The organism is Paenibacillus sp. ACRRX (assembly GCF_022346885.1).
Classification (GTDB): Bacteria; Bacillota; Bacilli; order Paenibacillales; family Paenibacillaceae; genus Paenibacillus_B.
The window spans coordinates 76,831-97,465 of the sequence record NZ_JAKRNK010000002.1 but is presented as its reverse complement, the minus strand read 5'-3'; the positions used below and the strand labels follow the sequence as shown (position 1 = coordinate 97,465).

Here is a 20,635-nt window from a genome sequence, read left to right as displayed (position 1 = left end):
AAAGAGAGGAGAAGGTGAAAGTTGAAGAGAGTGTCGGAGATGAATGAGGATGAATTTAAAAGGTTAGGCATATTTATGAATCAAAACGTACGTTATGCAGCGTATTCAATCGGTGACTTTACTTATGGACAGCCAGATGTGCTCTCTTGGGGAGAAGGAGCAAGTCTTACCATAGGCAAATTTTGCTCTATCGCACCACGTGTGACTATTATGCTTGGTGGAGAACACAATGTGGATTGGGTGACTACTTATCCCTTTAATCCAATATTTTCGCAAGCGCAGGCCTTTTTAGGACACCCCAAAACCAAAGGTAACGTGATAATCGGTAATGATGTCTGGATCGGCATTGACAGCTATATCTTGTCTGGTGTAACCATTGGCAACGGTGCTGTTGTATCTGCCCGGAGCCTCGTTACTAAAGATGTGCCCCCATATGCTATTGTTGGAGGTAATCCAGCCCGGATTATACGTTATCGCTTTTCCGATGAACAAATAGCGGAGCTTGAAGATATCGCTTGGTGGAAATGGCCGATCCATCACATTTTTTCTACGCTGCCGTTGTTACTATCCAATCGAATTGATGAATTTATTCAACAAGCAAAATTGGAGGGCACTATGTGAATTTTTACTGAAGTACCTTTTTCCGACCCATACTTGGTTCCACTAAACCGGAGACCATTGCAGAGTAACACTGATATATTTGCGCTAAAGGCTTTGACAGGTATCGTTTACCTAGCAAAAGTAATGCGTTCCGCATTATAAAACGAAGCTTCCATTGCAGCGAAGTTCATGACAATAGAAGCGGTTATCGCTGATAAATCTGAAAAGAATGCACCAGCTATACCTGATATGGGCGGCATGGGTGGGATGGCGAAATGATGTAATGAGGCCCCACTAGCCTTGCTGCCACATGGTTTTTCTAAAAAGCACACCACGGGATAGCATTTGGGTATAATGTGATCCCTACAAGGGAAGAGGCCTCTTATTTGTTCACTGAACTTTTGAGAAGCCTCTTTTTATTTATAAACCGTGGTTCAAAATTTCTTACCTCACAACAAGGGTAGAGCTTACTATACTTGCGTTTAAATATCATGTGAAATCAATCAGAAAATTTGAGTTACCAATAAATTACTAAATCCGAGTTGTCCCAGTTGAACCGATTAAAATAAGCTAGAAAATGATATTTACAAGTTGAAATGTATGGAATATAGTGAAGGTGCAACATCTTCTAAATGCTACTAGCCAGCCTACCTACCACTTCATTTCCTTTAGTTCCTACCTACCTTGTGTTCTCTCATTTTATGACTGTTCTTATCTGATTGTTACCTTCACTTAAGTATATATGGCTACGTTTATGACACTTCAAACTCGTTTGTAAGGGGTTACAATGTGTGCTTGCTTCGGCTAAATCATGATTAGGTTGTGCCAATAAGGAAGCTATTTATTATACGTTATATCTAAATATATGAATATAAAAGAGTAGCATATAATTGTGTATGCGCTTACATTATATGCGATATGTACTTTGACTAGGGGGGATACAACGATTGATTGAAATTATATCGATATCCACGGATAGATAATGTTATATAATGCATCGCTATGTTCTTCAACCTGAACAAGAAGCTACATAATCTAGAAAGGGTGAGTGTATTGGCTATGAACATGGAAGACATGAAGCTGCCTGAATTTTTACGCACGAATGAGCAATGGAGGATTGGAGATTATTTACCTAATATCACAATTCCCAACTATGAAGATTTAAAGCTGTATGATCTAATCGACGACTACCTGCTCGTAGCGGCTTTAAGCACAAATTGTGCCCCATGCTTGCCGGCAATGAAAGCATTGGATGCGTTCATTCAAAAGCACCCGTACTATAAGTTGATTATGTTTGTAGTGACAGATGAACATAAATTTGAGTTGACCAAGATGGCATTTCATGAATCGGCTCGATTATATATCGCTACAGAAGAAGTGATGTCTCAGCAGATAAAAGTACGAGGATACCCATGGGCTTATGGACTCAATTCAGAAGGGCAAATCATTACGATTGCTCATGCTGGAAGGGTTGAGTTTTTAGAAAAGTTGGCAGCGCCGTTCTCACGATTTCACAAACCAGTCATGGTTGCAGAATAAAAATTAGGAGGGATGCTGTGTGACAAAAGTTAAATTTGAGGATTTATTCGCTCCCGGTGCAGGTGAGAGACTCAACAATTTTATACCTGCTCGATTGCAGGCGCAGACGCCAACTCCCACAGTCATTGAAGGGATGAGGTTCCAAAGCGATGGCGTGTATGACCATTTTGAGAGCCATCCCTCAGCTATTGTTGTGATTGTTTCTTTGACCTGTTTAGGCTGTATTGATATGCTCCCAGACCTGAACACTTTTGCCAGCTCATACGAGGGCAAATTTATTATGATTTGCAGTGGTGCGGATGAAGAAATTCAGGAGCTAGTGCAGCACTTTCAATATCCGTTTCCTGTCGTAGCAATGTCGGATACAGAATATACAGCTAGATACGGAGTAGATGCGACCCCATATGTGTTTCATCTGGCAGGGGGGATGATTACGCATAGCTACTCTATTAACGGAATAAGAGATTTACAATCGTTAGCAAGTATTGTCAAGGGGGCGAAGTTGTGATTTGGGCTTCCTATTTGCTGGATAGCTTGCTGGCAGCAGTGTTTTTTGCGGCCTTTTATTCTAAGGTTAGCCGTATTCAAGACTTTCAATTATCGATAGGTTCTTATCGGTTATTAAAAGAGAAGTACCTAGCTGCTGCTGCGAGAGGGGTGTTGACGACAGAGATTCTATTATTTGTAACGTTTGCTTCGGGTACAGCATCATACGTAAAGGAAAGCATGGCAATTGTTATACTGGCTTGGTTTACGTTTGCACTGCTGTGGAAGCGAAGACGTGCAAATGATGAAGCGGCCACCTGTTCATGCTTTGGCTCGAATAGTTGGTTGAACCGATATCCGCTTACCCGCAATCTCGTACTGCTGGCATTAGCGGCAGGGAAGGTGTTCCTGATTCCTGCGTTGGGGCAGGGTGCTTCTGGCTCATGGCTTCAACTGGCGATCAATACGCTCCTCATCTGTGGCTACTTGCTTATAGCGGATCTTCGAAGCAGTTTACAACATAACAAACGATTGAGGTTGCGGCTATGAGTATATTATGGGTGTTATCTGGTACGGTCATGATGATGACGCTGCTTTGCCTTCTGCTGTACCAGGCAAAGTGTTCAATAAAAAAAATGGAGCGTCGTATATTTCAAGAAGCCAAGCAGGAGCTAGCATTAAATCAAAACAATGTAATTATTATAGGGGTCGATTACGCGCATTCTTCTTTTAAGAAAATAGACGCCATTATGTCTAAAAGCAGCAGCCAGTCGAGTAATATTGTAGTTGTCATGCATGGACCTGATTTTTTGGTTCGTATGAAACAGAAGATATGGAAAGGATGCGGGCATGTTCTCCCTGCTTCAAATGAGGCTACTTCCAAGTGGACCGCATTACTGCGGGAGAAGACAGAAGTAATAGCGTGGAATGGAGTTCGTTCTGTTCGATATACAGAGGTAGAAATGTATTTAGAAACACAGCTATATAAACAGGATGGTAAAGTTCAAGAAGGGGAGGCTGTATAATGAGCACAGGTTTAATGGGTCAATTGGTGGTCGCTGATCTGGTTGTAAGTAATAATACAGAGAAAGCGCATACGATCCAACATGTTCGTAACAAGATTGCTGTTCGCACCTATCCTGCTGTAGCTATTATTCATGTATGGGTGAAAATATGGATCTTGGATGAAGCTGAGGATGTGGTGTATTTAAATGTTCTTGGCCCCAATGACGAGATGATCTGGGAGAAAAAGTTTGATGACATCGTCAATGTGAGATCTTCAGAGATGCCTGCGGGTAAAGATTTTAGCTTTGAGGTTCGGTTTGTGGTACACAATGAGGGCATATTTAAGGTTGCCATGAATGATCAATATGGAGTTGAGTTGGCAAAGTATCCTGTTTATATCTGTTGTGATGACAACTAAATAAGGAGATAGCGCAATGCAACAAGCTCTTACATTTCTTTTTCCCTTATTGTGGAAGGTGTCTCGATTATCTTTATGTGCTTTGCTGCTTATCACCCTTCTTCAAGCGTTTGTTCCTATTGCTCAGCTATCTTTGACTAACGAACTGGTGAACGTTGCGGCTTCACTGTTCAAAGTTAATTCTAATGATCTCATGTCTCAAGCAAAAACTTTAGTTACTATACAACTACTCTTGTTACTCGGTGGCGCTTTCATGCAAAATGCTCGCAAATATGTCGAGCAGTATTTTAATCATCGCACCGCTTTATATTTTGATGAAATGTTATCTACAAAGGTCAATCGATTATCCCTCTCTTACTTTGATAGTCATACCAACTTCGATCAACTTCAACGCACAGCATTTAGTCTGAATCTGCAAGGTATCAATCTAGTGTTTACGATACTCAATATTATTCAGAGTATTGTTACTGTATCAGGCTACTTCCTCATCTTATTCCAATTTCACTGGTTATTGTCGGCTGGCATGATCCTGCTTGTGTTTCCAATGCTAGTATCTTATATCTACGAAAGTAAGATCAGATTTGAACTTATTTTAAAACAAACTCCCGATGACCGTATGACCTCTTACTTAAGTCATGTGCTGAAGAGCAGAGAAGCGGCTAAAGAGCTGCGTGTATATGAAGCGGCTCCATATCTGATTGAGAAATGGAAGCAGCTTGCTTGGAGCATTGCCAAGCGAAAGCTCTCGCTTGAGAGAAAAGTGATGGGGATTACGTATGGAGTGCACACCCTATCATTAGTTGTATTGAGTGGAATGGTGCTATTTCTACTCCACAGTGGCGCACAAGGTGCATTGGAGATCGGCAGCTATGTGGCTTTAACACAAGCACTCTTTAGTACCCAAACGTCTGTCCAAGGAATTGCCCAGAGCTATTCCCGCATTCATCAAGACATCAAGCACGCCAATGAAGTTATACAATTTCTCCAACTTCCAGAAGAAAATGGCCCAACACAGACAGAGAACTTTCCATCTCCGATGACAACTGGGATTGTCGTAAACAACCTCAGCTTTAAGTACCCAAGCTCTATTCATCCGATTCTGAATGAAATCAGCTTTACGATTCAAGCTGGAGAAAAGATTGCTATTGTTGGGGCTAACGGTGCTGGGAAAAGCACGCTGGCTAAATGCTTGCTTGGACTATATAAACCAGACAGTGGTTCCATCTATGTGGATGGCATTTCCTTAGAACATGTTAAGGAAAGCACGATGCGTGCCCATATGAGCGCTGTCTTTCAAGACTTTCTTCAATTCCCATTTTCGGTAAAAGAAAATATCGGCATGGGTCAGATTGAGGAAATGGATAATATGGAACGTATGCTGCACTCTAGTGATCTTGCTGATTCCTCATCTTTTATTAAGAAACTTCCTCAAGGATGGGATACGATACTAGGCTCCAAATTTACGGGAGGTCAGGAGCTTTCCTATGGGCAATGGCAAAAGATAGCTGTGAACCGCTCTATTTTTCGCAGCTTTGAATTGATTGTGTTAGATGAGCCTACCGCTTCGCTTGATCCGATGACGGAGTCTTCCATCTTTCGTAACTTGATGGAGCTCACCGTTGGGAAGACCGCCATTTTTATTTCTCACAGGTTAGGAAGCTGTCGCTATGCAGATCGAATTCTAGTATTAAAAGAAGGAAGCCTCATTGAGCAAGGGAATCACGAGGAACTAATGGAGAAGGATGGCGAATATGCGGAGATGTTCCGTAATCAGGCAAGCTGGTATACGAAGGAATGGGAAGAAGAACCATTAATTACGGGGGGAGTTAAATAACATAAATGCTAGAAAGGAGGTGATAAAATGCCTAGTAAATGCACTACAGATTGCCCAGGGTACATGTATGATTATTGTGCACCATCTGGTTGTTCCTTTCCTTGGCCGGCTAGTGATAGCACGTTACTGTATTATTGTGCTGAATTAGACTGCGCTTATCTGATTGGCTGTAGCTGTTAGTTCTAGGTGAATTGAAGTACCTCTTAAGCCTATTATGATTCGTGTGTATGCGGTCACGTTGCTAAAAGTTACAAAGGAGGTGAAAATGATGTCTTGTCCTAATCATCAATGCCCAGGAGATAAATGGGAGGCAGTGTGTTATAGCGGATGTCCGTATCCTGGGCAGTCCAGTGTTATGGTTGGTTTGTGTCCAGAACTTAATTGTGGAGAATTTGGATACTGCGGTTGCGATTATTAGGTTTAAGCAGTGGTAAAACTTGCAAGATTTCATTGGCAATGCAGAGTTAATCGAATATGAAAGGAGGGGTTTACTAATGGCGTGTCCTAACGGAGAATGTCCAGGAGGCCGATGGGTGACAGAATGTGCTGGAGGTTGTGGTTATCCCTATTCAGGAGATGCAATAATCGGTGTTTGCTACGAACTGAACTGCGCAGAGTTTGGCGGCTGTGGCAGCTGCTCTTACTAGCTGCAAGTACTTGCGAATCCGTAAAAGATACACCAGATTTTCAAAACGATATGAAAATCTGGTCATATCGCAGGTGAATAGGTGACTTATTGTGCAGAGGATTGTAGACATCTATATCCAGGTACAACTGCAATCTGTAAGTTGTTATGAAACGTGCTGCCATGAGTTTGATAGTAGCGGTATTTGTTCGTATTAGATGAAAGAGGTAAAAATTTAGATGAATGATAAGCGTTCATGACATCGTACATAACTTATATTGTTATATTTGGATGCTTGTCGAATATTTATGTGAGCTTCCTCCTGGTACCACAGTTAGAATACATTTCTGACTGTGTGGCCAGGAGGAATTTTTATTTATAAAAATACTTCAATGAATCAATTCCATCCATTTAAACCCTTGTAGAAACAAGGTTTATCAGGCATAGAAAAAGGAGTGATTTCCCAAATTGAGCTCTCTCAGGCTGATTGCAACTGCTGGACCACTTCATCTACAAACAAATTTGTAGCATGAAGGCATCCATTATCCTGTACAATCCGTCCTTCCTGCAAGCGACGGTCCAGCCAATCTGTAATAAAGGATGGAGCGTAGCCGCCAAGACTGAATTCTCCACCGAAAGTAATCATCTTCTCATAAATAGTCAAGTATTGTTCCCGGCTAGTATCTGGGTATGACTTTGTATATAACCAAAACTGCACATCATACATCACATAGGATAATTCATCCGCATGGAAAGAAAAATGACCTTTTTCTTCAACAATCTGTGTACAAATTCGACGGATTTTCTGTTCAAGCTGTTCCACATCTGTGATTGCGGCGCAAAGTTCTTCAAGCAACGGTGAAAATTTGCCGTGGGCCACTTTATCAAGAGCGGCATGTTTGTCCTCTTCAGAGGTATCATACTCCTCTTCATTCACTAGGCCGCTAATAAACGCTTCAAAATTATCGGCCAGAAAAGTGATTTCATAATCATCTTCTTGATCCACATGAATAACTTCGGGTTCACCATCTCTTCCACATGCGCGGTAGTCCAGCATCACAACGTCATGACCTGCTGAAGGACAATCACAGATTACGACGCCAATGTCTGGATATCCCCATTCCTCAATCATAAATGTGCTGCCTAAATCTCCGCAGAGCGAGTAGCTTTTCTCACGTCCAATACCCATAATGCCGCTTATCGCAATATGGTCCTCAGCCCAGGAAGTTGCTTCCTCCGTTGGAAAGCAGGCATTTTTCGGAATCCCACCATTTTGCTGCTTCATCAGTGTGATATAAGAGGCAGGGAGCTTGTAACCAAGCTCTTCCTCGATCGAGATAACAAGGTCATCCATTGGCGGTTCGGATTGATAGGAATTCCTTGCATACTCACTTTCCTCCCAAAAATCGGTCAGCGGCATGTTCGCTAACAGAACTTGATTCGCTGCTGTTCCATGCGATTCCAATGCCGCTTTCCTTTTGGCCTCAATTCGCCGCTGTTCCCTTTGCTGCTTCTCGGCTTTTTGCAAGCTCCATTTTAACAACGATTCGGTGTGCTGATCACCAGCATTGAGTTGGTCTGCGTTGCGTAAGGCCTTAACCGCATCCTCATATCGTTTCAAATGGTATAAAGCAAAGCCTACCCGATAGTGCCACAACGGATCAGGCTGGCCCGCTTCCGCTATTAGTTCAAAGTGATGAAGTGCTTCTTCATATAGCCCCAAGTTGTTATAGGCTCTGCCCAGGCGATTATTCGTCTCATAGTCCCGGTCCTTTTCAAGAATAGTTAAAAGTGCATCGACGATTTGTTGATGTTTGTCTTCTTCATGCCATTGGTTTAATTGTTCAATGTGTACGGGATTCATGGCAGCCTCCGCTATCAATTTTTTAGAAATGAGAATATGAAAGATCAAAATTCACTGCAAATTCATTACGATAATTTGATCCAGTGAGGATAGATGAGTTCATGGGTATCGCTAACTGCTGGATACAGGCAACTTTGCTTTAGACCGATGACATCCATGCAACACTGCCACCAGCAATTGTTAATAGGGCGCCACCCGCAACTATCAAATTGTGCTTTTTATCTAGTTTCAGCTCCCCAAACATCAGTGGCAGCATCCATTTAAATGCAAGCAGCGCGAAGGCCCCCTGCATAAATCCCCAAAGCACCAAACTTTTGGCTTGCATCAGGTAGACATCAATGGAATATGGAGGAATGAAGGCCAATGTGCTGCTAGTTCGTACGTTCCGATAAGTAACGACCATATACACGATCAATGTAAGTAATGTAAAAAAGACGGTAAGCGCAAATTTGATCATGTCGAGCGTAAACCATTTTTTTATGGACTTGGATTGCGGCCAGCCAATCAGAAAAAAGACAAATCCCACAAAAACGGCGCCACCCACAAATACAAATTGGATCGTATTTATAGCGGCGCTCGCCATTAGAAGCATAAATGTCATGATTTCCTCCTGCTAGATAGGATGAATAAAACTCATTCTATCTAACGATCTAATGATTACAGTTTGCTATGGGTAATGGCAGGTCTGGATTGACAATCATTTGCAGAGGTCCTGTAAGTGAGTCAAAATACGGCTTGGTATCTTCTGCCTTTATAAATAGTAACATCAATATTTGGCTGTGTACATGAATATGAGAACCGTGATTCATAGCTAGTATGTTGCAATTGGAATATGTTACAATCCGATTTATATATGAATAGATGTTGATTATCCGCTCATATGAAAGACTGTTAAGTTGAAAAGTTAGTGAAAGTGTGTAAAAAACGATAATTGTGAGCACACGAAGGACATGCAATAGAGAACGGCTAAAGACAAAGAAAAGGTAGTGAACTTCATGCCCAAACACGAAACTCAACCTACTCCAGCCAGTAATAGCTCTTCATTTTCTCAAACCACCACCGATTTTTGGCAGGCACCGTTTGTGAACGGCAGTCTCCTGTATCACGATGAAGAATTTACGATTATTATCAATTCTGACCTGAGCGAAGACAATCGGGTCATGGTACTGGAAACGACCGATGGAAAAGTGAGCGCTGTTCTGACGCCAGCACTGGCCGATAAAGCAGGACTTACAGTACAAGAAGAACTGACAGAAGCCATTTTCCGGCAGAAATTGAATGGAGCCGGCATTACGCTGCATGGTGCAGATTATCTGTTTTATTTTACAGAAGAAGATAAGCACGTATTAGAGCAGGAAACCGTTAAGGGTGATTTACGTCAGCTGACAGTACAAGATGACGTGGTATTTTCTGAATTTCAAGCCTCTGCTTCGGAACAAGATCTGGATGATGCTTATGTGGAATTGGATCACTGGGCGGTATTTGGCTCTTTTGACCAACACAACCTGGTCTGCGCCGCTAGTATGTATCCTTGGGAGAATGCACAAATTGCGGATATCGGTGTTCTTACCCTGATAGCTTATCGCGGGAAAGGCCATGCCCGCAATGTTGTGCGCTCTATAAGCAGGTATGCATGTAAACAAGGATACGAACCCCAATACCGCTGTCAACTTGATAACTATGCATCTACGTCATTAGCCAAAGCGGCTGGTTTAACGTTGTTTGGAAAATGGGAAGTCGTTTCACCCGAATCTGCGAATTGATGGTCTGACTCACATTTCTTGCTCTCAATTTTATCCATACATAGACGTGCTTCATGCAAATGCAACCGCATAATAATGCGGTTTTTTTTTGATTCTGTTTACAGGACTGGCCAATGACGTTGAAAAAAGGGGAGGATTCCATTCCGAGCATCTTAGCCCGCAGCATCTTACAGGATGACACAGCATTTTCAAGTGCAGAGAATGAACGAAGGTTGTTTAGGTTCGAATGAAATTTTTAGATCAAATGAACTTTTCTGACCTTTATGATCTCTTATCTATAGAAAAGGGGAGTGAACATGAACGTAGGCCATCTTGTCAGACAAGCGCAAAAAGGCAACAAGGAAGCTTTATTACAACTCATTATGGCTGACCATAATGCTTATTATCGCCTTGCATACAGCTACATGGGAAACGAGCATGATGCTATGGATGCGATGGAAGATATGATCGTTGTACTTTACGAGAAAATTGATCAATTGCAGAAGAAAGAAGCGTTCTACAGCTGGAGCAAAACGATTCTTGTCAATCGGTGCAAAACATTACTCCGTAAAAAGGATAGCGTATTTCCACTAGAAGAACAGCAAGCAACATCCGCTGCTGTGTTAATAGACGATAATCCATATCGCGACACCGAGTCCGAGATGGACATGCAGGTGCTGCTGTCTCATCTGAATGCACAGCAGCGAGAAGCGATCGAGCTTCGTTATATTCATGATCTACCATATCAAACCATTGCGGACATGACGGGCGCTCCGCTTGGAACTATTAAATCGAGAATCTCACAGGGGATACAAAAATTAAAAGTGATGATCGGAGGTGATCGTTATGACAACGATCGAGGAGAAATTAGAGGCGCATAAAGAGACCTTAAATCAAATACATGCTCCGTTAGACTTTGAAAGCAGACTTCGAAGTGCGCTTCACAACGTTCCAACCAAAAAAAGAAATCGAAGCAAAGCCCGTGCATGGATTGCATCCGCTGCCGCAGCTTTTATTCTTATCGTTGGCGTATATGAGTATCCGGCCTTAGCTTATTATGGAAGTAAACTGTTTGGAAGTGTTAGCTTGAACTCACTTAGCTTTGCAGAGGTGATGGAGCAGGGAATCGGACAAAGGATAAATAAAAGCACAACGTTTAAGGACGGTACTGTCCTTACCATCAATGGTGTAATTGCTGACGATAATGTATTCCGTATGTATTACACAATTGATCGGCCTGCAGGCACTGAATATACAAATCATGATTTTGTACGTTACAGCTTTGATCAGCTGCAAGGGTTCTTGACCAATTCCAAACCGCTTGGAGGAGGTGGTCACCCAGGTAAAAACAAGAGCCAGTTCGTTGGAGACGTTGATTTCGAACCAGTTAGTCCATTTTCTCGAACATTAACCCTTACTTTCAATGAATGGCTCGATAATGGGGAGAAGATATCCTATCCACTTTCCTTTGAGTTTGAAGCAAATAAAGCAATGAAGAGTGTCATTAAAGAGGGTCTTTCCGAATCCATCGCTGTTGATAAAGGGACTATTTATTATGACTCCATTACAGCTTCACCAACTTCAACCCTTATAAAGGGACATTATGAATTAGAGGAATATCCGAGATTTTCAGGTGAAACCAAGCTTTATGTGAATGGAACAGAAGTGGGAAGAAGTCGAGCAGGGGGAAGTAATCCGGACTTCCAACTTAAATTTGAGCCACTCCCAACAGACCATATTCAATCCCTTGAGCTTGAACTGGTCAATTTTGAAGGATATCACAAAATACAAGAACCAATCTTGCTTGCGTCACCATCCGATCGCTCCATTAAAATAGGGGATGAAAAGTTCTGGATTCGCAGTGTTACCCAAACGGCAGCAGGCTATGATGTTGTCATTGCGAGAAAACAGTTTACGTTCTTGGATACGGACGGTTTATCCATACGAGCTGGCGGCAACGTAATTCCTGTGTCATCAATCTCCGAAGAGCGACAGTGGGATTTGAAGAATGGCAACATTCTGTGGGAACAAACATATTCGTTTATCACGACAGACAAGCCGGACTTTCTATTGGTAGAGGGGTACCAATATATTAAAACCCACAAGAAGAAAATATCGATTCCTGTAGATTACAACAAATAAAATCAAGTGTGCTTGTTATATCAGCTTCGGTTCACGTTTTATCGTTAAGTTAAATAAAAGCAGAGGCTGCTGCTACTTGAACGAATTAATAGATCAGCCTTGTTTATTTACCGTAGATATTATATAATTTCCATAATTACTAATGAAAGAGAGTGATTTCCTATGACAGTCAGCTCTGTTTACTCATCCTTAAATCTAGAGGTACGGAAGAGTTAATTTTATTAGGGTCTTCCGTACATACAAACGGAGGAAAATATTTATGTTTAGTTATTACAGCACACTTTGTACTGAAGTCTATGACTTCACCAAACCTGTAGGTTGCTCTTTGAATGGAGATATTGAGTACTACCAAGAACGACTTAAGTCGTGTCAGGGACGTATTTTAGAAGCGGCAGTTGGTTCAGGGCGCTTTATCATTCCACTTCTTGAGGCAGGATATATAGTCGATGGAATTGATTATTCTCCTGAAATGCTAGTTTCTTGTCGTACACGTTGTGAGGAAAGAGGCTTTAAGCCTAATTTGTACGAATGCAAATTACAAAAATTCTCATTGCCATTCACGTATGAAGCGATCATTATACCTACTGGTTCCTTTTGTTTACTTGAAAAGCGAGAGGATTCTCTTGCAGCGTTGAAATGTTTTTATAACCATCTTGTTCCTGGCGGGCGCTTGATTGTTGATCTTCAATTGCCTAACGATTGGAAGCCAGGTGAGATTACGACGTCAACTTTTGCTTTACCTAACGGTGATGGTATTACGATGGAGAACAAATCAATTGAAATGGATTGGCTCAACCAGTTTACCGTATCGTATATAAAGTATGAAAAATGGCGTCAAGGACAGTTGATTCAAACCGAGCTGCAGCGCTTTGCTATTCGTTGGTATGGGATCGAGGAATTTAAGCTTGTTTTAGAGCATATTGGATTTTCCGATATTACATGCTCAGCTGATTATGAGTATGGGAAACAACCATCTCATGCAGATCAAATCATTACTTTTGAGGCTGTAAGAAAGTCATAATGCCAAAAGCTTGTTGTCCGATAGGGACAACAAGCTTTTTTATTACAAGCGTTATGCGCATGGAGCAAGCCACATCAATAACAGCGAATGTCACGGAGACATGATGACGACGATCTTCATTATATACATAGATTGCCCGAGATTTGTATGGCTCTATTTTGGAGGAAGTGGTTAAAAATTTCGGAAGATGTTTCAACAATGAATATTCTCTCTCGTTTGATCGTCACACATCTTTGCCATTTTCTCAGTTAAGGTAGTCTTGAACCCGACTTTATGGATTCAGTACACTTTATGATATATTCAAGTAAAGACAAGCTTTATCCATTAACAGAAACCCATTAAAAAGGGAGTGCGAACAAATGAATCTAGATATGGTCATGCAAGAGCTTGAAGCCCTCGGCAAGGAACGAACCAAAAAGATATACCTATCCAACGGCGCGCACGAACCGCTTTTTGGTGTAGCTACAGGCCAGATGAAGCCCATCTTCAGAAAAATAAAACGCAATCAATCATTAGCAGAGGAGCTTTATGCTACTGGAAATTATGATGCGATGTACTTTGCTGGCGTCATCGCCGATCCTAAAGCCATGTCTGAGGCGGATTTTGAACGGTGGATAGATAAAGCTTATTTTTATATGCTATCGGATTATGTGGTAGCCGTAACCTTGGCAGAAACGGACATCGCACAAGAGGTGGCTGATAAATGGATTAAAAGTGGTGCAGAGCTTAAAATGTCGGCAGGCTGGAGCTGCTATTGCTGGATGCTCGGCAATCGTCCAGACAGTGAATTTTCGCAAGTAAAAATCGCGGATATGTTGGAACTCGTCAACAATTCGATTCATGATGCTCCTGAGCGTACAAAGTACGCGATGAACAATTTTATATACACAGTGGGAGTATCCTATGTGCCACTACATCACAAGGCGGTCGAGATTGCGAAAGAAGTGGGTCCGGTAGAGGTCAACCGCGAAAGCGGAAAAAGCAAGTTCCTGAACGCATCTGATAATATTCAAAAGGCGATTGATAAAAGTCAGCTTGGTTTCAAACGAAAATATGTTAGGTGTTAGGGAATAAGGATAACAACAGGTGTACGCAGCATCGAAGGACAATATGATAACTTCTTACATTCGTGCTGCAGTCTGCTGTGGAGATTGATTTCTCACTTGCGTGACGGATGAGAGCACCCTCAGAAACTGAGAAACTCCCCGTTGCGCAGGGCCCTACTGATCTGCGAACTTGGCACAAGATCACTGTTTCCAAACATGTGAAACGGATCAATCCTCACTCTGCATTAGCGGTGGTTTTTTGATTATTAGGTGAAAATTAGGTAAACTCTGGATATGTGATCACGATAACGAGAATAACCGACGTACATAAAACTAATCTTTTGCATACAAACTTGAATTAACCATCGGTAAAATAGTGTTAAGCAAGCACTAACGATCACGCCGACAATAGGGCAGCCGGAAAAGCCTTGCCATATCATTTGCAGCATAAGCAAACTAACTATTAACCGTACGGCTTAGCATACCGCATTAACTCCTCTCGTAAATTCCGCCAATATATCTGTTCAATAGAGTCCTATCAAAAGAATAGTTGAAGGCAGAAACTTCCTTCCCGCCAAGAAGATTAAATTTATTTACACAAAATCCTTAATATTGATTTATTCCCAATTTATCTTAATTGTTTCCATCAAAAAAAGATAATACAATTAGAGCGGTTATATAGAGGTAGGAGACTACTCATATAACGAAATGCCGGTACCTGCTTAATGATTGTATGGTTTTGCAGCTTATCCAAAATAACAGCTAATAGTAGCGGGGGGAAGAGAAAACTGCAATGGAAAACAAAGAATTGAAAAGGGGCCTTGAAGCCCGTCATATTCAAATGATTGCTTTAGGCGGTACAATCGGTGTTGGATTATTTATGGGTTCTGCAAGCACAATAAAATGGACAGGTCCGTCCGTCATGCTGGCGTACGCGATTGTCGGGATTTTTATCTTTTTTATTATGCGTGCAATGGGTGAAATGCTGTACGTGGAGCCAAGCACGGGGTCTTTTGCGACCTTTGGTCATAAGTATATTCACCCTTTGGCGGGTTATATGACGGCCTGGAGCAACTGGTTCCAGTGGGTCATTGTTGGTATGGCGGAAATTATTGCCGTTGGGACATATATGAAATACTGGTTCCCGGATTTGCCATCTTGGATACCAGGGATTATCGCAATGGTGATTCTCGGTGCAGCCAACCTGTTTTCCGTTAAATCTTTTGGTGAATTTGAGTTTTGGTTTGCGATGATCAAAATCGTAACCATCGTCTTAATGATTGTAGCCGGGATTGGTCTGATCTTCTTTGGGATTGGCAACGGCGGGAATGCAATTGGGTTATCTAATCTGTGGCAGCATGGGGGCTTTTTTACGGGAGGCTGGACAGGCTTCTTCTTTGCTCTCTCGCTCGTTATTGGGGCATATCAAGGTGTTGAACTTATCGGGATTACAGCGGGCGAAGCAAAAAATCCGCAAAAAACGCTAACAAAAGCGACTCAAAGTATCATTTGGCGCATTTTGATCTTCTATATTGGTGCGATTTTTGTCATCGTGACGGTGTACCCGTGGAATCAGCTGCAAGAGATCGGCAGCCCGTTTGTGGCGACATTTGCGAAAGTCGGTATTACCGCGGCGGCTGGTTTGATTAACTTTGTTGTTATCACGTCTGCTATGTCAGGCTGTAATAGTGGAATATATAGTGCAGGGCGCATGCTTTATACTTTAGGAGTAAATGGACAGGCTCCGAAAATATTTACAAAAATATCCCATAATGGTGTTCCTTTGTTGGGAACGATTGGTGTACTAGTATGATTGGGTGTAGGTGTAATCTTAAGTTATATTGCACCGGAAAATCTGTTTGTGCATGTATACAGCGCGAGTGTACTTCCTGGTATGGTTCCATGGTTTGTTATTTTAATTAGTCAAATAAATTTCAGGAAAATAAAAGGCAGCGAATTGGATCGACATCCTTTCAAAATGCCGTTTGCCCCGTTTACGAACTATGTAACTATTGCTTTTTTGTTTATGGTATTGGTCGGGATGTGGATTAATGATGATACACGCATGTCCCTTATTACGGGAATTATCTTTCTAGGTATCGTTGTGATCAGCTTTTACGCTTTCGGAGTGAGTAAAGCTGTTCCGATTAGTGACCAACCCGGTAATGGAAATACAGATGAAATAAAAAATTAGCAGAAATATATATAAAAAGTGAACCACTCCTATCATCATGCTGGAGTGGTTCACTTTTTATATATGGATGTTGATGTGGTGGCGAAGCCTTTAGTTGAAGCTTTCATTTATAAGAAGTTTCAATACAAATTTGGCCATCCTTGTTCACAAGTTGACACAAATATGTCGAAGTTAAGGAGCGTAATAGCCCTAATGAGTTATAGGAGCAGGCAAATGTTGTTGCTACAATGATTGGTGTTGAGCGGTAGTAAGCAAGGTGGTGAAGGAATGAAAGCAAAAGGAGTTGCTATAGTCACATTTATGATCGTACTGAGCCTGTTAATCGGGTGTTCCAAAGAGGCGCCTGTTCAAGTGGACGACGTAGAAGCCTCGTTAACAACGAACCCGGAAACTATTGTTGCTGGTCGGCCAGTAGAACTTCAAGTTGCCTTTACAGGAATGCAAGTATCAGAGAAAGCAACTGTCACCTTTGATATCCGAGCAGACGACAAGCCCGAGCTGTTTGATGCTGTATATAAGGGAGATAACGTATTTAGCGGATCTTTTACTTTTTCTGATAAAGGAAAATACAGTGTGTATGTTCACCTGTTTGGGGATGATGTGCACCTAACCCGGAAGAAAACGGTCGAAGTCAAATGAGAACATTACCTAACAGTTGGTTCTTGTTTACGTTAATTGTGCTTGCTTTATGTTTACCGTCTGGACCCGTTTATGCAGAACAACAACAAACACTGGAACTCCAACGTTTGTTGGATCAGGCCAAGCCAGGAGACCGTATTGTACTCCAGCCTGGAACGTACGAGGGACCTATTACGATCAACAAGTCTCTTACTTTGCAATCAGCAGAGCCTACTGGCGAAGTTATAGTACGCAACAGCAGTGAGAAGCCAGCAATTACGCTCAAAGCAGACCGTATAACAATTGCTGGATTGCGTATAGTTGATGAAGCTATTAAGGAGTCAGCAAGCATACTCGTTCTAGGTAATCGTTCTGTCCTGGATCGTTTGCAAATCCGTACCGGAGCCCATGGGATTGAAGCCAAAGATGCGCATGAGGGTTCAGTCAATCGTACGACAATTGAATGGGCAGTTGACGACGTGCGAATGGCTGAAAAAGGTAACGGTATTGATCTTTTTAACGCACACCGCTGGCGGATGACAAACAATACAATTCGGGAAGTACATGACGGCATTTATATGGAAAATAGCGATGAAGCGCTCGTTGCAGGCAATGTAATCGAACGCTCGCGTTATGGAATTCACTGTATGTACACCAAGCGAACGGTGATTCAACACAATGAAGGCAAACTGAATGTAACAGGCGCCATGGTGATGGCTGCTGAGCAAGTTGTGGTTACAGGAAATACATTCAGCAAACAAAGCGAAAACGTAAATTCGCAAGGTGTTTTGCTTTACGATGCACACGAGACAATGGTGTCAGATAACAAGATTGATGGGAATCGAGTAGGATTGTACGTTGAACAATCAACTGCAAACCGCGTAGAGCGCAATCAGGTTGGCTACAACTTTGTCGGTATTCAATTGTTGGAGTCCAGCGAGAATACGATAACAAGCAATCAATTTTTGGGCAATGTGACGGATGCACAAGCGCGTGATAGCGACAATAACACAATTGCAAGTAACTATTGGGACAGCTTTCGCGGCATTGATACGAATGGGGATGGCAATAGTGAAATTTCATATGCCATCAACCCTTTTTTCCAAGGATTAACCCGAAAGCGAGCGGCCTTTCAATTGTTTTTCCAATCTCCTGGCATGGTTTTTCTAGAAGGCCTCTACCAGACGGAGCGCATTCGCTGGACAACTGACTCATCCCCCTTAATGAGACCACACGCAAATTTTATCCAGACAGGACAACGTGTTGACAAGCTTAAAACTGGACTGACGGGGTTATTATTGATAGCCTGTGCAAGTTTATTATTTTATAAAATGAGGAGACAAAAAATATGAAGAAAATAACGGGACTGATTGCCAATATGTTTGTCCTAATGGTATTGCTTACTGCTTGTGGTGGAGATAAATATGAGCCACAGGCAATTAATGAACAAACAGACCTATGCGCCATTTGTAAGATGGCCGTCAAAGACGACCAGTTCGCAACCCAAATTATTACGAAGGATGGACAATCACTTAAATTTGACGACCTTGGCTGCTTAAATAAGTGGAAGAAGGAAAATGGAACAGATACGATTGGCGCTGCCTTCGTACGTGACCATAACAGTAAGCAGTGGATTCGTTATGAAAAAGCCTACTATGCTTATGATATTTCCTATAAAACGCCGATGGCTTACGGGATTGTGTCATTTGAGAAAGAAGCAGATACAAAAGCATTCATCGAAGCTCAAGGAAAAGGAAAGCTAATGACAGCGGACGATCTTACCAATCACTCATGGGAAGTAAATCGTAAAATGATGGAAGGTATGGGCGGGCATGGTCATTCTAATTCAGAAGGTGGACATACGAAGTCGGATGACAAGACGACAACAGATAAAAACCACTCGACGGATACGAATAAGCAACAATCTTCCGGAGGTCATGGCGCGTGACTGAGATGAGTTATGTCGCTGCAAGAGAAATGAAAATCGGTTTTCGCAATCCATGGGCCTACTCGTTTACGGCCCTTTTTGCTCTCTTTATGCTCAGCCTCTTGATAATTAATGCGCAAGGTTATGTCAAAGGTTATTCGGGAAGCAGCAGCACGATGCTGAATTTGGCCTTGTATTTGCTGCCCCTAATGGCACTAATGCTTGGTTCTTTTTCATTGACAGGTGAAAAGGAAGAGGGGAACTGGGAGTTATTGTCTACTTATCCATTAGGAACATGGGCTTTTCTTACAGGGAAATTTGCAGGGCTGTCTATTGTGATGCTGGCAATTGTCGCCTTTGGATTCGGCTTGTCTGGTGCCGCTGGTTCTTTGTTTGGTGGCGGGTTTGATTTTGCGACATATGGACAGCTGTTGGTATTTTCAATCAGTTTGTCCTTACTTTTTCTAAGTGTGGCCATGCTTATCGGTACAATTGCTCACAATCGCTGGCAGGCGCTTACGATCGGGGTTGGAATCTGGTTCTTTGCCATTATTGCCTGGCCTTCTATTCTTATTGCGACACTGGGCATGATGCCTTATCCCTGGATCAAACCATCACTTACGTTTTTGACCTTTCTTAACCCTGCCGAGCTGACCCGTCTATTTACCGTTGTTAAATTAGGGGGCGGCTCAACACTTGGACCTGAATATTATAACTGGATGCTTTGGATACGCTCGCCATGGGGAACACCTGCATTTCTGGGCGTACTCGTCATATGGATCGGACTAGCTTTAACAGTTGCCTATCGTTTATGGGAAAGGGAGAGAAGGCGTGGTTGACGAATTGGTACGGTTTGATATGGTTCACAAAGTATTTAAGGAAAAAACGGTAATTGGAAAGGTGGATTTACGTGTTGGCCGTGGTGAAGTGGTGGCTTTGTGCGGTGGCAATGGAGCCGGCAAGAGTACACTGCTGCGCATGCTGGTAGGTATTTTGCACCCGACATGCGGAGTAATAACTGTGAATGGACTTAGCTGGCAAGCTGACCGACGTCATTATGCACAACAGATCGGTTATATGCCCGACGATTACCGCTTTAGTCTTGGCCTTACAGCATTGGAGACCCTTCATTTTTGGGCCAAGCTTCGTGGGCTGAGCAAGGAACGTGTGCTGGAGGTACTCTCGCTGGTTGGCCTTTCTGATAAACTGAATAGGCAAGTCTCTTCATTCTCCAAAGGCATGCGGCAGCGCGTTCTATTTGCCCAGGCATTGCTTGCGGCACCTCCGCTTATCGTTATGGATGAGCCGACTAACGGGCTCGACCCCTATTGGATGGAAACGTTCATACATCTTGTTCGTCAGTCAGCCAGTAATGGCCATACCATTCTTTTTTCCACGCATCAACTGCAAATCGCCGAAGCTTTGGCTGATCGAATTGTGTTTCTACGCGATGGTAACATCGTGCTGGATGGAAAGAAGGAGCACATTTATCAAGAGCATGGAGCTGACGGCTTACAGCAATTGTTTGGTGAATTGTTTGGCATACGCTCAGGCTTATAAATTCTATACATCAA

General features: G+C 42.4%; 20 protein-coding genes and 2 pseudogenes. 20 read left to right on the top strand and 2 right to left on the bottom strand.

All coding sequences use genetic code 11. The features are described 5' to 3' along the window. Nucleotides 1-39: 39 nt before the first annotated feature. The 9 genes and pseudogenes from MH117_RS06365 (at nt 40) to MH117_RS06325 (ending at nt 6,529) form a co-directional block, all read left to right on the top strand. Nucleotides 40-621 carry a CatB-related O-acetyltransferase gene (locus tag MH117_RS06365; RefSeq protein WP_239328664.1) on the top strand — a complete coding sequence of 194 codons (582 nt, stop codon included), beginning with the start codon at nt 40-42 and terminating at the stop codon, nt 619-621. Between the two features lie 96 nt (nt 622-717). Then, nucleotides 718-879 (top strand): annotated as a pseudogene (locus MH117_RS06360) (TCP-1/cpn60 chaperonin family protein); the annotation flags it as partial. Nucleotides 880-1,659: 780 nt separating this feature from the next. Then, nucleotides 1,660-2,139: a TlpA family protein disulfide reductase gene (locus tag MH117_RS06355; RefSeq protein ID WP_239327848.1), complete on the top strand. Its 480-nt coding sequence runs from the start codon at nt 1,660-1,662 to the stop codon at nt 2,137-2,139. A 19-nt stretch (nt 2,140-2,158) separates the two neighbouring features. After that, nucleotides 2,159-2,647: a peroxiredoxin family protein gene (locus MH117_RS06350; protein ID WP_239327847.1), complete on the top strand. Its 489-nt coding sequence runs from the start codon at nt 2,159-2,161 to the stop codon at nt 2,645-2,647. Continuing rightward, nucleotides 2,644-3,174, top strand: coding sequence for a MauE/DoxX family redox-associated membrane protein (locus MH117_RS06345; protein WP_239327846.1), 531 nt, complete (start codon nt 2,644-2,646; stop codon nt 3,172-3,174). The genes MH117_RS06350 and MH117_RS06345 overlap by 4 nt, the downstream gene beginning before the upstream one ends. Further along, nucleotides 3,171-3,650: a hypothetical protein gene (locus MH117_RS06340; protein ID WP_239327845.1), complete on the top strand. Its 480-nt coding sequence runs from the start codon at nt 3,171-3,173 to the stop codon at nt 3,648-3,650. The genes MH117_RS06345 and MH117_RS06340 overlap by 4 nt, the downstream gene beginning before the upstream one ends. Beyond that, nucleotides 3,650-4,048: a hypothetical protein gene (locus tag MH117_RS06335; protein ID WP_239327844.1), complete on the top strand. Its 399-nt coding sequence runs from the start codon at nt 3,650-3,652 to the stop codon at nt 4,046-4,048. The genes MH117_RS06340 and MH117_RS06335 overlap by 1 nt, the downstream gene beginning before the upstream one ends. Nucleotides 4,049-4,064: 16 nt before the next feature. Then, nucleotides 4,065-5,882 (top strand): ABC transporter ATP-binding protein, encoded by a 1,818-nt coding sequence (locus tag MH117_RS06330; RefSeq protein WP_239327843.1) that lies wholly within the window; start codon nt 4,065-4,067, stop codon nt 5,880-5,882. Between the two features lie 494 nt (nt 5,883-6,376). After that, nucleotides 6,377-6,529, top strand: a complete 153-nt coding sequence (locus MH117_RS06325; protein WP_239327842.1) for a hypothetical protein — start codon at nt 6,377-6,379, stop codon at nt 6,527-6,529. A 456-nt stretch (nt 6,530-6,985) separates the two neighbouring features. On the opposite strand, the gene MH117_RS06320 is transcribed toward MH117_RS06325, so the two are convergent. Continuing rightward, complete coding sequence (locus MH117_RS06320; RefSeq protein ID WP_239327841.1) at nt 6,986-8,371, bottom strand: SMI1/KNR4 family protein; 1,386 nt, start codon at nt 8,369-8,371, stop codon at nt 6,986-6,988. A gap of 139 nt (nt 8,372-8,510) precedes the next feature. Further along, nucleotides 8,511-8,972: a hypothetical protein gene (locus MH117_RS06315; protein WP_239327840.1), complete on the bottom strand. Its 462-nt coding sequence runs from the start codon at nt 8,970-8,972 to the stop codon at nt 8,511-8,513. Nucleotides 8,973-9,366: 394 nt separating this feature from the next. Between MH117_RS06315 and MH117_RS06310 the strand changes: the two genes are divergently transcribed. The 11 genes and pseudogenes from MH117_RS06310 (at nt 9,367) to MH117_RS06260 (ending at nt 20,621) form a co-directional block, all read left to right on the top strand. Continuing rightward, nucleotides 9,367-10,134, top strand: a complete 768-nt coding sequence (locus tag MH117_RS06310) for a GNAT family N-acetyltransferase (RefSeq protein ID WP_239327839.1) — start codon at nt 9,367-9,369, stop codon at nt 10,132-10,134. A gap of 296 nt (nt 10,135-10,430) precedes the next feature. Further along, a complete protein-coding gene (locus tag MH117_RS06305) occupies nt 10,431-10,994 on the top strand; it encodes an RNA polymerase sigma factor (RefSeq protein WP_239327838.1) in 564 nt (187 codons plus the stop codon). After that, nucleotides 10,960-12,255: a DUF4179 domain-containing protein gene (locus MH117_RS06300; protein ID WP_239327837.1), complete on the top strand. Its 1,296-nt coding sequence runs from the start codon at nt 10,960-10,962 to the stop codon at nt 12,253-12,255. The genes MH117_RS06305 and MH117_RS06300 overlap by 35 nt, the downstream gene beginning before the upstream one ends. Nucleotides 12,256-12,514: 259 nt before the next feature. Continuing rightward, entirely contained in the window at nt 12,515-13,276 is a 762-nt protein-coding gene (locus MH117_RS06295; RefSeq protein ID WP_239327836.1) for a class I SAM-dependent methyltransferase, read from the top strand. A gap of 359 nt (nt 13,277-13,635) precedes the next feature. Further along, nucleotides 13,636-14,343 carry a DNA alkylation repair protein gene (locus tag MH117_RS06290; RefSeq protein ID WP_239327835.1) on the top strand — a complete coding sequence of 236 codons (708 nt, stop codon included), beginning with the start codon at nt 13,636-13,638 and terminating at the stop codon, nt 14,341-14,343. A 772-nt stretch (nt 14,344-15,115) separates the two neighbouring features. Then, nucleotides 15,116-16,516: pseudogene (locus MH117_RS06285) on the top strand (amino acid permease). Nucleotides 16,517-16,783: 267 nt separating this feature from the next. Continuing rightward, entirely contained in the window at nt 16,784-17,155 is a 372-nt protein-coding gene (locus MH117_RS06280) for a hypothetical protein (protein WP_239327834.1), read from the top strand. Further along, nucleotides 17,152-18,486 (top strand): right-handed parallel beta-helix repeat-containing protein, encoded by a 1,335-nt coding sequence (locus MH117_RS06275; protein ID WP_239327833.1) that lies wholly within the window; start codon nt 17,152-17,154, stop codon nt 18,484-18,486. The genes MH117_RS06280 and MH117_RS06275 overlap by 4 nt, the downstream gene beginning before the upstream one ends. Next, the gene (locus MH117_RS06270) at nt 18,483-19,082 is read left to right on the top strand and encodes a nitrous oxide reductase accessory protein NosL (protein WP_239327832.1); all 600 of its coding nucleotides are present in this window, start codon (nt 18,483-18,485) and stop codon (nt 19,080-19,082) included. Before MH117_RS06275 ends, MH117_RS06270 begins: the two co-directional genes overlap by 4 nt. Beyond that, on the top strand, nt 19,079-19,900 hold the full coding sequence (locus tag MH117_RS06265) for an ABC transporter permease (protein WP_239327831.1): 822 nt from the start codon (nt 19,079-19,081) through the stop codon (nt 19,898-19,900). The genes MH117_RS06270 and MH117_RS06265 overlap by 4 nt, the downstream gene beginning before the upstream one ends. Next, on the top strand, nt 19,893-20,621 hold the full coding sequence (locus MH117_RS06260) for an ABC transporter ATP-binding protein (protein WP_239327830.1): 729 nt from the start codon (nt 19,893-19,895) through the stop codon (nt 20,619-20,621). The genes MH117_RS06265 and MH117_RS06260 overlap by 8 nt, the downstream gene beginning before the upstream one ends. Nucleotides 20,622-20,635: the final 14 nt, after the last annotated feature.

Bases quoted from the DNA above. Each gene is read 5' to 3' on its own strand.
- MH117_RS06365 (WP_239328664.1), top strand. From the start codon at position 40: ATGAATGAGGATGAATTTAAAAGGTTAGGCATATTTATGAATCAAAAC.
- MH117_RS06355 (WP_239327848.1), top strand. From the start codon at position 1,660: ATGAACATGGAAGACATGAAGCTGCCTGAATTTTTACGCACGAATGAG.
- MH117_RS06340 (WP_239327845.1), top strand. From the start codon at position 3,171: ATGAGTATATTATGGGTGTTATCTGGTACGGTCATGATGATGACGCTG.
- MH117_RS06335 (WP_239327844.1), top strand. From the start codon at position 3,650: ATGAGCACAGGTTTAATGGGTCAATTGGTGGTCGCTGATCTGGTTGTA.
- MH117_RS06330 (WP_239327843.1), top strand. From the start codon at position 4,065: ATGCAACAAGCTCTTACATTTCTTTTTCCCTTATTGTGGAAGGTGTCT.
- MH117_RS06325 (WP_239327842.1), top strand. From the start codon at position 6,377: ATGGCGTGTCCTAACGGAGAATGTCCAGGAGGCCGATGGGTGACAGAA.
- MH117_RS06320 (WP_239327841.1), bottom strand. From the start codon at position 8,371: ATGAATCCCGTACACATTGAACAATTAAACCAATGGCATGAAGAAGAC.
- MH117_RS06315 (WP_239327840.1), bottom strand. From the start codon at position 8,972: ATGACATTTATGCTTCTAATGGCGAGCGCCGCTATAAATACGATCCAA.
- MH117_RS06310 (WP_239327839.1), top strand. From the start codon at position 9,367: ATGCCCAAACACGAAACTCAACCTACTCCAGCCAGTAATAGCTCTTCA.
- MH117_RS06305 (WP_239327838.1), top strand. From the start codon at position 10,431: ATGAACGTAGGCCATCTTGTCAGACAAGCGCAAAAAGGCAACAAGGAA.
- MH117_RS06300 (WP_239327837.1), top strand. From the start codon at position 10,960: ATGACAACGATCGAGGAGAAATTAGAGGCGCATAAAGAGACCTTAAAT.
- MH117_RS06295 (WP_239327836.1), top strand. From the start codon at position 12,515: ATGTTTAGTTATTACAGCACACTTTGTACTGAAGTCTATGACTTCACC.
- MH117_RS06290 (WP_239327835.1), top strand. From the start codon at position 13,636: ATGAATCTAGATATGGTCATGCAAGAGCTTGAAGCCCTCGGCAAGGAA.
- MH117_RS06280 (WP_239327834.1), top strand. From the start codon at position 16,784: ATGAAAGCAAAAGGAGTTGCTATAGTCACATTTATGATCGTACTGAGC.
- MH117_RS06275 (WP_239327833.1), top strand. From the start codon at position 17,152: ATGAGAACATTACCTAACAGTTGGTTCTTGTTTACGTTAATTGTGCTT.
- MH117_RS06270 (WP_239327832.1), top strand. From the start codon at position 18,483: ATGAAGAAAATAACGGGACTGATTGCCAATATGTTTGTCCTAATGGTA.